This window comes from Sphingomonas sp. ABOLE (assembly GCF_003950455.1).
GTDB lineage: Bacteria > Pseudomonadota > Alphaproteobacteria > Sphingomonadales > Sphingomonadaceae > Sphingomonas > Sphingomonas trueperi.
Genome location: NZ_QQWY01000070.1, coordinates 1 through 11,801, shown reverse-complemented (window position 1 = coordinate 11,801; position 11,801 = coordinate 1). Strand labels below are relative to the sequence as shown.

Annotated in this window: 7 protein-coding genes; 3 read left to right on the top strand and 4 right to left on the bottom strand. The window is 65.2% G+C overall.

Features of this window, described 5'->3' with window-relative positions; all coding sequences use genetic code 11:
- Nucleotides 1-690: 690 nt before the first annotated feature.
- The gene (locus tag CA234_RS23370; protein WP_164521927.1) at nt 691-1,761 is read right to left on the bottom strand and encodes a M48 family metallopeptidase; all 1,071 of its coding nucleotides are present in this window, start codon (nt 1,759-1,761) and stop codon (nt 691-693) included.
- A gap of 122 nt (nt 1,762-1,883) precedes the next feature.
- On the opposite strand from CA234_RS23370, the gene CA234_RS23365 reads away from it, so the two are divergent.
- From CA234_RS23365 to CA234_RS23355, 3 genes are all read left to right on the top strand, one after another.
- The gene (locus CA234_RS23365) at nt 1,884-4,448 is read left to right on the top strand and encodes an O-antigen ligase family protein (RefSeq protein ID WP_126002877.1); all 2,565 of its coding nucleotides are present in this window, start codon (nt 1,884-1,886) and stop codon (nt 4,446-4,448) included.
- A 105-nt stretch (nt 4,449-4,553) separates the two neighbouring features.
- Entirely contained in the window at nt 4,554-5,222 is a 669-nt protein-coding gene (locus CA234_RS23360; RefSeq protein WP_164521926.1) for a polysaccharide biosynthesis/export family protein, read from the top strand.
- Nucleotides 5,223-5,315: 93 nt separating this feature from the next.
- Nucleotides 5,316-7,514, top strand: a complete 2,199-nt coding sequence (locus tag CA234_RS23355; RefSeq protein WP_125978338.1) for a polysaccharide biosynthesis tyrosine autokinase — start codon at nt 5,316-5,318, stop codon at nt 7,512-7,514.
- A 162-nt stretch (nt 7,515-7,676) separates the two neighbouring features.
- Here CA234_RS23355 and CA234_RS23350 read toward each other — a convergent pair whose 3' ends face one another.
- From CA234_RS23350 to CA234_RS23340, 3 genes are all read right to left on the bottom strand, one after another.
- Complete coding sequence (locus tag CA234_RS23350; protein WP_164521925.1) at nt 7,677-8,921, bottom strand: glycosyltransferase family 4 protein; 1,245 nt, start codon at nt 8,919-8,921, stop codon at nt 7,677-7,679.
- Nucleotides 8,922-8,974: 53 nt separating this feature from the next.
- Nucleotides 8,975-10,012 carry a glycosyltransferase family 4 protein gene (locus tag CA234_RS23345; protein ID WP_164521924.1) on the bottom strand — a complete coding sequence of 346 codons (1,038 nt, stop codon included), beginning with the start codon at nt 10,010-10,012 and terminating at the stop codon, nt 8,975-8,977.
- A gap of 79 nt (nt 10,013-10,091) precedes the next feature.
- Nucleotides 10,092-11,105, bottom strand: coding sequence for an NAD-dependent epimerase/dehydratase family protein (locus tag CA234_RS23340; RefSeq protein ID WP_125978332.1), 1,014 nt, complete (start codon nt 11,103-11,105; stop codon nt 10,092-10,094).
- Between the last annotated feature and the right edge of the window lie 696 nt (nt 11,106-11,801).

The window sequence follows — 11,801 nt, the reverse complement described above, 5'->3', positions numbered from 1 at the left end:
CGCTCGACCTCACCCGCATCAAGAACAGCCTGAACAGCCCGGTCCTCGTCGACCTGCGCAACATCTATCCGCCCGCGGAGCTCGAGCGCGCCGGCCTGCAGTACACCGGCGTCGGCAAGCCGAGCCGTGATGTGGAAGGGGATGCTGTCGTTCAGTAAAATTCGCCAGTCATTTGCCGGTGCGGCAGGTTTATTACAGTCTAACCTCAGTTGTGTCCGAAATATATGATTGGGCTGTCCCGATGATGGCACTAAGTCACTTGACCTTCGTGTTGCTTTGGCTATTTTATAGTATTAGTTTATTCGATATAGTGAGGTGATAGCCATGATTGCCAGAATGTCGCTAGGTGCCTTGGCCGTGGGGCTCCTTGCAACGGCTGCGGTTGCTGCGCCCGTTCGCCCCGGCATGGTGTTGCCGCGTCAGGCTCTGCCGACGCAGACCTCTCCGGCGGCGAGCGGCGCAAGTCAGCCGAAAGCTGCGCAGGAAGGGCAGGGCGTTCCGGAGCCGGCGCGTCCCCGGGTGCGGCGCAAGAATTCGTTCTTCGGGATCCCGTTGGCGCTTCTCGCCGCCGGCGGGGGCGCTGGCGTGGGGGCTGCCGTCTTGGTCGCAACCGCAAGCCCGCAATAGCCGCGGATGCAATATCGCGGCGTTGCGGCGTCGCGTGCTCTTCGTGGCGCTCCCGTTCTCGAATTAATCGGCTGTTTTCGGCGTGCTGGTCGTCGCCAGATCTGGCGCCGGGGCGTGTGCGCGGATCCCGTCGAACGCAGCGTTCGACGGGGCGAAGACGGCCACCCTCGAGGACGAGACCTGAAGCCGCGCGATCTCCGCGGCGACAATGCCGATGCGGCGCTTGAGGCCAGGATGGGTAATTGGAACATCAAACGGGCGCTTTTGTGCCGCTCGCACCAGGAAGCGTGCGGGTGCCGAAAGATCGTATCCGGCGCGCGCGAGCAAGCCAATCGCAAGCGTGTCCGCCTCGATCTCGGTGTCCTTCACCCGGGCGGATCCGAACCCGAGCTGCGAGAGCAAGGCGGATCGTCCGCGCAACGCCTCCTGGTGGCGGAGGATATTGTGGCTCATCTCGTGTGCAACGACGAAGGCAAGTTCCGCGTCATCGGTGATTTCCGTCATCAATCGGCTGGTAACGGCGACATAGTGGCCGTCCGACCAGGCATTGAACGCTTTTCCCGGCAGGACGACCCAGTGTCCGCCGCACCCCGCATCGGCCGTGAGGTGCAGTGTCCGCAGCGTATCGTCGCGCCGGAGCAGGAGGGTTGCCGCGCCCTGTCGCAACGCTGTGTCCAGCAGGGTCTCGAACGCATCGCTGCGCTGATAGGAGGCCTTGCGCCCGACCAAGTCCTGGGCAAAGCCGGCCATTGCCGTGCCGTTGAGCGCAACGATCTCGTCCCCGCGCCGAAGGCCTGCGCGATCGGCGGCGCTGCCCTCGACGACGTCCCGTACGCCGAAGCCTTCGCCCAGCCCAAAGCGCGCGCCGATCAGGCCGCGATCGCGCGCGTCATATGCGGCGCGATCATGCAGCAGCAGGCCGGTGAGGCGCTCCGGGGATTGGCAGCGGTCGGCATTTTGCCTTGCGATGCGATAGCCGACGCTCGCCAGCCGAAGATCCTGGGTGACAATGGGTGTCGCTTGCGATCCTGGCCCGCTGGCGCGGACAGGCGAAACTGCCGTCAAGGCCAGCGCCGTGGCCGCCACCGGCGCCAGTCGAACGGCCGCTACCAGGCGGCTGCGGGTACGCTTCATCACCATCACCTTCACCAACTCAGGCGAGCGGGATAGGCGATCGGCGCTTAATAATTGGTGCAGGTCAGTACACGTGTTTTCTCGGCGCAATTCGAGCCCGATGCCGATGATGGAAGGTAGCGATGCGCTCTGGTTCCTTGCAGTATGAAAACACCCGGAGTTCGCACGCTGGTGTAACTGCTGCCGGCCTGTCGATAGCGATGGCGTTGGGAGGTGCGGGCACTTCCTACGCAATACTTTTGACGGCGGTTCAGATAATTGCCATACTGGGGCTGTGCTGGCTTGTTCCCAAGCTGGCCGACGTCAAAATCGCGCCGATCACCTGGGCGGCATTGCTGGTGCTGCTGGCAACCTTGCTGATGCCGGTCTTCCAGTTGGTACCCTTGCCATGGGCCCTATGGACCGAACTGCCGGGCAGGGAACTGGCGGAAGCGATCCGAACCCGGTCAGGCCTCGCGAATAGTGCAAGCCCGCTCAGCTTGCGGCCCGAGGCGACCCTGCAGGACCTGCTCGCGCTGCTGCCACCAGCCGCAGCCTTCGTCGCGGTGCTTTTCCTCGACGAGCGCGGCAGGATGGCGGTGCTGCGTGCGCTCGTCGCCGTGGCGGTGCTGAACGCCGTGCTGGGCGCGCTGCAACTTGCCTATGGCGGTGCGGGGCTGTTCGCAGTGTTCCACTCGGCGCATCGCGGCGATGCGCTGGGCTTGTTCGTCAATCACAATCATAGCGCCACGTTCCTCCTGATCGGGATGGTCGCGTCCGGGGTCCCGCGGCTGTTCGATGGTCGCGGACGGACCGCCGGGCAGTGGCCCGTGGCGGTGGGCGTGGCGACACTGCTGGCGCTCGCGGTGCTGGGCACGACCTCGCGCACCGGCCTGTTGACCCTTCCGATCGCATTGCTGCTGTTCGCCTATCTGCGCTTTCCCCATGGCTGGCGCTGGCAATGGGGGCTGGCGGGTGCGCTGCTGCTCGCCGCAATCGTGGTCGGGCTGGCCCAGACGCCGCTCGCCCAAACGACCCTCGCGCGGTTCGCGGTGGTGGATCAAGACGGTCGCCAGACCTTCTGGAGCAACACGCTCTATGCGATCGGCCGGTACTTCCCGTGGGGAAGCGGCTTCGGCACGTTCACGACCATCTACCCGACCATAGAGCCGCTCGACCAAGTCGTCGTTCCGATCGTCAATCACGCGCACAACGATTATCTCGAACTGGCACTGGAGGGCGGGTTTCCGGCAATGCTGCTGCTCGCGGCGGCATTGTCCCTCGCGGTCTTCGCCTGGCTGCGGGCATTGTCCGCCCCGCCGGCGGACCGGTGGCAATCGCGATCGCTCACCATCGCCGCAGGCGGGATCGTGGCGATCGTGCTGCTGCATTCGGCCGATGACTATCCCTTGCGCATGTCCGCCATCGCGGTTCCCTTCGCCGCCTGCCTCGCCATGTCGTTCCCGCGCGGACGGCGTCGGCACGCGCGTCCGGGACGACCGGCGTGGCGCTGGGTGCGGCTGGTGCCGGCGATGGCTGCCGGTCTGCTGCTTGGCTGGCAGGCCGTGAGCATGGGGGTGGCTTCCTTCTTCCTGCTTCGGGACGCGCCTGGCCAGGCGGTACGGTGGCGATCGGGCAGCGCCGACGCCTGGTCGCGCATCGCCACCCAACGTGCGATCGCCGCTGATTGGAGCGGGAGTGCGGATGCGGCACGGATCGCCCTGGAGCGCGCGCCGATGGACGCGGCGGCCTTGCGCGCGCTCGGGTTGGCCGAAGCGGCGGCGAAGCGGATGGACGTTGCTGCGCAGCTGATGCTGCTGGCCGGGCAACTGGGCTGGCGCGATATTCCGACCCAACTTTGGCTGATCCAGCGTTCGAACGAGGTGGAGGATCGCGTTGTCGTGGCGCAGCGCGCCGATGGCCTGCTGCGACAGAACACGCAGTCCGTCTTGTTGCTCGGGACGCTGCGCGACTTGCTCGCCGATCCAGCGGGCGGAATCGCGGTGGCGAAGCAACTCGCCTTGCGCCCGCCATGGCGGCAGGCGTTTCTCGCCAGCCTGGGTGGCGACGGGCGGGTGCGGGGAGAGGAGATCGCCGCGCTGTACCGTCAACTCGCGGCCGCCGGCGCGCCGGCAGATACCGCCGAGTCCGCGGCGCTGCTGGACGGCCTTTGGCGGGCTGGCCGCTACCCGGAGGTGGAGGCGGTCTGGCGGGCAGCCGGGGGTGAAAAGCTGGTGGGCGATGGTGCGTTCGAGCGATCTGGCAGCGCGCCTCGCGGGATTGGTCCCTTCACCTGGCAGGCGCCCGGCCTGCTCGGCGCCAACGTCGGTATCGAAACGCCGGATCATGCCTGGCAGGGCAAGGCGCTCCTCGTTGCAACCAAGAGCATCGCCGCAGGCCCCGCCGTACGGCAGCGGCTGGTGCTTGCGCCAGGGCGCTATGCGCTGCGCTTCATGCTGCGCGACGGCGGGAAGGCAGCGACGCGCCCGTCATGGGCGATGGCGTGCGCGCCTGCCTTTTCGACAGATTCGCCTTCGCTGCCGACGGCATGGTCGGCGGCACAGCGCGGCTGGGTGCGGGGGGAGGCTCGCTTTGAAGTCGGGCCGGCGTGTCCTGCCCAGGAAATCCGCCTGATCGTCACGCCAATGCAAGGTGTGAGATCATTGTGGATAGATGAAGTTTCGGTAGCACGCATGCCTTCGAAGTAGAACATATGCGTTGTCGAGGGGGGTATTGGAGCTTGTCGTGTAATGTTGCGAGGGAGTGGGGCAGTGAAGCGTTTTAGATCGCACGTGATTCGGTCGGTAGCAGTGTTGGCATTCGGCCTGTCCGCGGCTGGCTGTGCGGGTCCCAACGTGGTGGGATCGGTGCCGCGCGGGCAGGCCGCCTATGCCACGATGCAACCTGCGCCCGGCGAAGTGGCCAAGGACTATGTGATCGGTCCGCTGGACACGCTGGATGTCGGCGTGTTCCAGGAACCCGACCTCTCGATGAAGGGGGTTCCGGTGGATGTATCCGGGAATATCTCCATGCCGTTGATCCGTACGGTGCAGGCAGCAGGTCTGACGACCGAGCAGCTCGCCCAGGAGCTCCAGACGCGCTTGTTGAAATATTATGTCCGTCCCCAGGTCACGGTCGTCGTCGCCACCTCGGTGTCGCAACGCGTGACGGTGCAAGGGCAAGTCGAGGAGCCGGGTGTCTACGACATCAAAGGCCCCACGACCCTGCTCAACGTGATTGCCCTCGCCAAAGGCGAAAACAGAACTGCGGCAATGAAGGACGTCGTTGTCTTCCGCGAGGTGGATTCCAGGAAAATGGTGGCGGTATTCGATCTGGGAAGGATCCGGCGCGGCCAGGATCCGGATCCCCGCATATTGGGGAATGACATCGTCGTCGTGGGGTATTCGAACGTGAAGGGCCTTTGGCGCGACGTTCTTCAGGCGGCGCCACTGCTCAACGCGTTCCGCTTCTATGGGCGCTGACATCCCTTCCTTCCCGTAACGAACGCTTCGGCACGGCGCGGCGGCGAACGAACCAGCCGCGCCCTGTGGCATCCTTAGAGATTGGACGAGTTTATGAGCACGGAGCATCGCACACAGGGGGGCGCGATCGCGTCTTTGGCGGGTGGAAGCTTCGCCGAGCAGCTGGATGAGCGCGCCTTTTTCGACGCGAACGACCAGCGCGACGGCGGCATGGATTTTCGAGCGTTCGGCAGCGCCATCTATCGCAGTCGCTGGCATGTTCTGGCGATCCTCGGCCTGAGCCTGATCGCCGGCGTGGCGATCATCATGATCACGCCGCCGCTGTTTCGCGCGCGCGCCAGCGTGGAGGTGAGCCAGCAATCGACCAAGGTATTGGGGACCGAGGAGACCGAGCCGGTTTTGGGCGGCGCCGAATTCGACCGCTTCCTCCAGACCCAGGTCAATCTGCTGGAAAGCCGGGCGCTGGCGGCGCGGGTGGCGACAAGCCTGCGCCTGGCCGCCGATGACCGGTTCGTGGTCGCGATGGGGGATAAGTTCGCGGAAGGCGCCACCGCCGAGCGGCGGCAGCGGATGGTTACCGATCTGCTGCAGAAGAACCTGCGCATCAGCCTGATGCCCAATTCACGCATCGTCGAGATCATCTTTACCAGCCGCGATCCGGCCACCGCGATGCGCATCGCGAACAGCTATTCCGACAATTACATCCAGAACAATATCGAGCGGAAGTTCTCGACTACCACCTATTCGCGCGAGTTCCTCAGCACCCAGCTTGCGCAGGCCAAGCAACGCCTCGAGGGATCGGAGCGGGAACTGATCGACTATTCCCGCGCGGCGAAGCTGATCGACGCAAGCGGTGGCGCCGATGCGCAGCGGGACCAGGAGGCAGGGCCAAGATCGCTGACCACCGCCAATCTGGTGAATCTCAACGAAGCCTATATCGCGGCGGAAGCGCGGCGCATCCAGGCGGAGGAGCGGTGGCGGCAGGCGAATGGGGCGCCGCTGCTCGCGCTGCCCGAGGTGCTGGCAAATCCGGCGGTGCAGGCATTGGAGGAGCGGCGGGCCGAACTGCAGGCCAATCTGGGGCAGCTCCGTCAGCGCCTGCAGCCGGATCACCCCACGGTGGCCCAAGCGGCGGCGCAGTTAGGTTCGATCGACCGGCAGCTCAATGCCCTGGCCGCCAACGTCAAGCAGTCGTTGCTCGAGCAGCAACGCACCGCGACGCGTCAGTCGCAGGCGCTTGCCCAGCAGGTGGCGCAGCTGAAGGAAAGCACCCTTTCCGAGCAGGACCGCAGCGTTCGCTATAACATCCTGAAGCGAGAGGTTGATACGAGCCGCCAGCTCTACGACGGGCTGTTGCAGCGATATAAGGAGGTAAGCGCCGAAGCCGGGGCCGCCGCGAACAACGTTATTGCGGTGGACACGGCGGAGATCCCGAAGGAACCGGTGTCTCCTCGTGTCGGTGTCATCCTCGTGCTGGGGCTGATTGGCGGGCTGGCGGTTTCCGCCTTGTTCGTCTTTGCCCGCGAGCAACTCGACGACTCGATCCGCGATCCGCAGGATCTCGAGGCCAAGCTCCATCTTGCCCTGATGGGGGTGGTGCCAAAGGCGCAGGACACGCTGCTCGATATCCGCAATACGAGCCTCCGGTCCGCCATTACCGAAGCCTATCAGTCGGTCCGCACCGCGATCGAGCTGTCGTCGCCGAACGGCCTTCCCCGCTCGCTGCTGCTGACGAGCAGCCGGAAGGGCGAGGGCAAGACGACGAGCGCCCTGTTCATCGCCAAGGCGTTTGCGGATGTCGGGCGCAAGACGCTGCTCATCGACGGCGACCTGCGCAAGCCGTCGTTGCATAGCCTGCTCGGCGTGCAGAAGGATATGGGTGGAGGTCTTTCCAGCCTGCTCGCGCGGCGCAGTGCGCCCGAGAGCGCGATCCTTCCGACGGGCTTCGAAAACCTGTCGTTCATCCCCAGCGGCCCACCGCCGCCCAACGCCGCGCAGTTGCTCGGCGGTGCGCCGGTCGCGGATCTGCTGCGTGGCCTTCAGGATGCATTCGACGTGATCATCGTCGATGGGCCGCCGGTACTCGCACTGGCGGATGCCGTCGAACTCGCCAGCCAGGTGGAGGCGACCCTCTTCGTCGTCGCGGCCGGCGGGGCGCATTACGGCCAGGCCAAGCAGGCGGCGCGACGCGTGCGGGGAGCCGCGTTGCACCTGCTCGGCGGCGTCGTGACCAAGCACGATCCCGGGCTGTGGAAGGGCGAGGGCGATTACTACATGTACGATTATGGTTGAGCGCTGACGACGCCGGGATCGGCGGCGCGATCCGTACCCAACGTAAAATGGCGCACGCGACCTTCATCGCGTGCGCCATTTTTGCTTATGGATCGGGGCGGGCGGTGCAGAGGCCGTCGATCGACGCGCGACAGGCGGTAGCTCCGGCCTTTCCGCCCGCGATCAGGGCTGAAACAGCGTCTGCAGATGGGCTTCGTAGCTGTCGACCACTCGGTCCGGCGTGAACATTGCGCCCATCGCCAGCGCGCCCGAACTGTAGCGCGCATAGTCTTCGGAAGCGATCTGCCGGAACAGGCCGAGCTTCTCGGCGAGCGCGGCGGCGCTGTCGCCATCATAGAGTTCGCCGCAAACGCCGGGGATGACGACTTCCGGGTTTCCGCCCACCTTCGACGCCACGACGGGCACGGCGAGGCCATAAGCCTCGTAGATTACGCGTGGCAGCGGCTCGTTGTACACGGACGGGCAGATCACCAGATCGACCATGTCGTAGAATTGCGTCGCCGGCTGCCAGCCGATGAAGTGGATGCACGGATGGTCCTTCGCGAGCGCCCGCAACTGCGCGACATAGTCGGGCGCGCCATCGCCGGCGATGACCAGCGACCAGTCTCTGCCTTCCTGCGGCAGCTTGCCCGCCGCTTCGATCAGCGTCTCGACGCCCTTGGTCGGGGCGAGCCGACCGATATAGCCGAAGCGGATCGGTGCGGTGTCGTCCAGCGTGCGGTGCGCCGATGCGAGCGGCTGGTCGTTGACGTTCCACTGCACCGCGCACGGCTTCTCCCGGCCGAACGCGCCATGGCGGCGGTGCGTCTTGGCGACGAACTCGCTATTGGAGAGGAACAGGTCCACATGCTGCACCTGGTGCCGGTTGATGGTCCGGACGACCTGGCAGCTCGCGCACAGCGTTTCGCAGTTCTTGCCCGCCCGGTACATGCCGGATCGGCTGCAGATCAGGTAATAGTCGCGCATCGTGTGGATGAGGCGGGCGCCGCTGCGCTTCGCCGTCCGCAGGATGGCGGTGGAGAAGCCGTCGATGATGCTGGTGTTGATCACCTCGGGGCGCAGATCCTTGAGCAGGCGGCGAAGATCCCGGACTGCCCAGGGGTTGTACAGGTCGAGGAGATGCCACAGCGCCTTGGCGGCGCCAGAATGCGGCTTCTTGTCGTGCGGCCAGTAGATGTTGCGGATCGGCAGGACGTGCAGGGTCGGCTTGCCCGGGCCGGTGATGCCGGCATCGGCGGCGGCGCGCAGCGTTGCCGCCTCTTCGCCGGTCGGGCAGAGGCGCAGCACATGGACGTCGTGGCCGCGATTGGCGAGGCCCTCGGCGAGGGTCTGGACGGATTTCGCGCCGCCACCCACCTGGTCGGGGCGGTACGAGCGGATGATGAAGAGGATGCGCCTGGAAGCCATCGGCCTGTGCCCTTGTTGAAACATGTTGCGTGTCTGCCCGGGTGCTTCCCGCATCAGCGGTCGAGGGCAGACCTGTAGATGGCGGTGATCTCGCGATGCAGGCGCGGCATGCTGAAGCGTTCGGCGACGGTTGCCGCCATGCGGTCGCGGAATGCGGGCAGCTGGGGCCCCAGCGCCGCGATGTCGCGCACCGCCGCGCAAAAATCCTCGGCATCGGCGGCGAGCCAGCCGGTGCGTCCCGGATCGATCATCTCGACGATGCCCCCGGCCGGAAAGCCGATGACCGGCAGGCCCAGGGCCATCGCCTCCATCACCGAGCGCGGCAACGGATCGGGCGTCTCGGAAGGCACCAGCACGACGTCGAGTCCGCCATAGATTGCCGCCAACCCCTCGAAGCTGCCGTCGAAGCGCACCGCATCTTCCAGCCCGAGCGCCGCAACCGTCTGGTGCAGCGTTTCCAGATACCCCCGATCCTCCGCCGTCGCCTCGCCCCGAATGCGCAGCGTGACGTCGAGCCCCTGCGACCGTGCGGCGTGGAGCCACTGCAAGGCGAGATGATGGCCCTTGAACGGATGGATGCGGCCGCAAATCCCCAGGACCGTGCCGGGGTGCGGCGCCGGGGACGGAAGCGTGGCCATTCCGGGCGCGATGGCATTGAACACGACCGACACGTTGCCGGGCAGATCGGGGGCGGGCCAGCAGGCGCGGCTCACCAGCACGACCTGGTCGGCGGCGCGGGGGAGCGCGCGCCATATCAGCCGCTCCGTCGGCCGGACGGCGATGTCGCGCACGTGGAAGAGGGCAGGCGCGCCCCCGATCCGGCGCGACAGCGCGGCGATGCAATGCGCCTTCATGCCGTTGCTGTGGACAAGATCGATCCCGTGGCGGCGGACGATCGCCTTGAGCCCCTGCGCGGCGCGGCGCCAGTCGCCCGCCGCTGCCCACACGCTGGCCGGGCTGATCGGCCGCCGGATTGCAGCCACCTGACCGAAATCGAGAACCTCGAACGGAATGCCCTCAGCGGCGGCACGCGCAGACACCGGCCCTTCCGCCGGTACGATGAGCAGGGGGCGCACGTGCGGATTGCGCATGATGTCGAACAGCGACCGCTCCGCGCCCCCCTTGAAATTCGAGACGGGTGAAAGGAACGCAACATTATATGGCATGTGCCTAGACCTTGTAGTGCGCCCGATACCATTCCACGAACTTCGCAACCCCTTCGCGAACCCCGGTCCGGGGCCGGTAGCCGGTCAGGGTCTGGAGCAGCTGCGCGTCGGCCCAGGTGGCGGGAACGTCGCCGGCCTGCATCGGCAGCAGGTTGCGCTTCGCCTGCCTGCCCGTGGCGGCCTCGATCGCTTCGATGAAGTCGGTCAGCTGGACGGGTTCGGAATTGCCGATGTTCACGATCCGCCAGGGCGCCACCGGCGAAAGGCTGTCGCCTGCGGGAACGGCATCCCCCTCGGCCGGGCGCACCGGCGGCGTGCCGATGAGCAGGTAAATGGCTTCGACGAGATCTTCGACATAGGTGAAGTCGCGCTTCATGTCGCCATGGTTGTAGACGTCGATCGGGCGGTCTTCGAGAATCGCCTTGGTGAACTTGAACAGCGCCATGTCCGGGCGCCCCCACGGTCCATAGACCGTGAAGAAGCGGAACATGGTGACCGGCAGTCCGAACAGATGCGCATAGCTGTGCGCCATGTTCTCGGTCGCCTTCTTCGTCGCCGCATAGAACGACATCTGGTGATCGGCCTTGTCGGTCTCGCGATACGGCATCTCGGTATTGGCGCCGAAGGCCGAGGAGGTCGAGGCGAGCAGCAGGTGCTGCGGCGGATGGGCGCGCGCGGCTTCCAGCAACTCGAACGTGCCGACGATATTGCTTTCCAGATAGGAACGGGGGTTTTCGATCGAGTAGCGAACCCCCGCCTGGGCCGCGAGATGGACCACGACCTCCGGCGCTTCTTCCGCGAACAGCTCGGCAAGCAGGCCCGGCGTTTCGACATAGCCCTTGATTGAGCGGAAGTGGTTGGATCGGGTGAGAGTCGCCAGCCTGCTCTCCTTGAGGGCGACGTCGTAATAGTCCGTCATCGCGTCAAGGCCGACGACGCGAAACCCCTCGGCCAGCAGGCGAGCGCACAGGAAGGAGCCGATGAAGCCGGCAGATCCGGTTACCAACGCGGTACGCATGATGTCTCCTTACTTGGTTAGTCGGTCACGCGCCGGGGCTTCCTTGGCGATCGCTTCAGCAATGCAAGTGCTGTGGTCGCGAGGGAATGCGGGAACGCTTCATCCATCTGGACTGAAGAATGATCCCCGAAGGCTTGTCTTGCCGCGCGAATTTCAGTCCTGGCCGATGCCATTTCCCCAGGGTGTTATCGTAGCGGCGGTCTAATCAAGACCGTGCGACGAGATCGTCCTGGCCTTCGCGTGGCGGCATCTCGCCCCAATTTGTAGATGAAGCAAATAATGGTCATGTTTGCTATATCCGGAAGTCGGTGGGCGAGCGATCTAGAACTGGTGGTTGGTCCTCTAGAGGAACTATGCTGGACTGCACAGATTTGGCATCTGTGGCAAGTAGGTTTGGGGTTAGTGAAGTATAAACTTGTCTGGTTTGGGTTTGCACTGCGAAAATTGACGTGGGGTTAGACAGTATTTAACGCGTGGTCTGGTGAAAGTCATTTCGCCCTGAAGCTGCAGGCGGAGATTGGAACCTGTGGACTCTGCCTTCGGAGAGACAGAGACAGGTATTTTGACGTCCTGACCTGCCCCCGGTTGGCTCCCTCGCTTTGATGTAGAGTCTGCCCCAAGGAAGGAGCAGAGGAATGAGGAAGAGCCGTTTCACCGAGGAGCAGATCATCGGGATGATCAAGGAGCAGGAGGCTG

What these genes read in the sequence shown, in the direction of transcription:
- CA234_RS23365 (WP_126002877.1), top strand. Translation starts at nt 1,884, where the DNA reads ATGCGCTCTGGTTCCTTGCAGTATGAAAACACCCGGAGTTCGCACGCT.
- CA234_RS23340 (WP_125978332.1), bottom strand. Translation starts at nt 11,105, where the DNA reads ATGCGTACCGCGTTGGTAACCGGATCTGCCGGCTTCATCGGCTCCTTC.
- CA234_RS23355 (WP_125978338.1), top strand. Translation starts at nt 5,316, where the DNA reads ATGAGCACGGAGCATCGCACACAGGGGGGCGCGATCGCGTCTTTGGCG.
- CA234_RS23345 (WP_164521924.1), bottom strand. Translation starts at nt 10,012, where the DNA reads ATGCGCAATCCGCACGTGCGCCCCCTGCTCATCGTACCGGCGGAAGGG.
- CA234_RS23370 (WP_164521927.1), bottom strand. Translation starts at nt 1,761, where the DNA reads ATGAAGCGTACCCGCAGCCGCCTGGTAGCGGCCGTTCGACTGGCGCCG.
- CA234_RS23350 (WP_164521925.1), bottom strand. Translation starts at nt 8,921, where the DNA reads ATGGCTTCCAGGCGCATCCTCTTCATCATCCGCTCGTACCGCCCCGAC.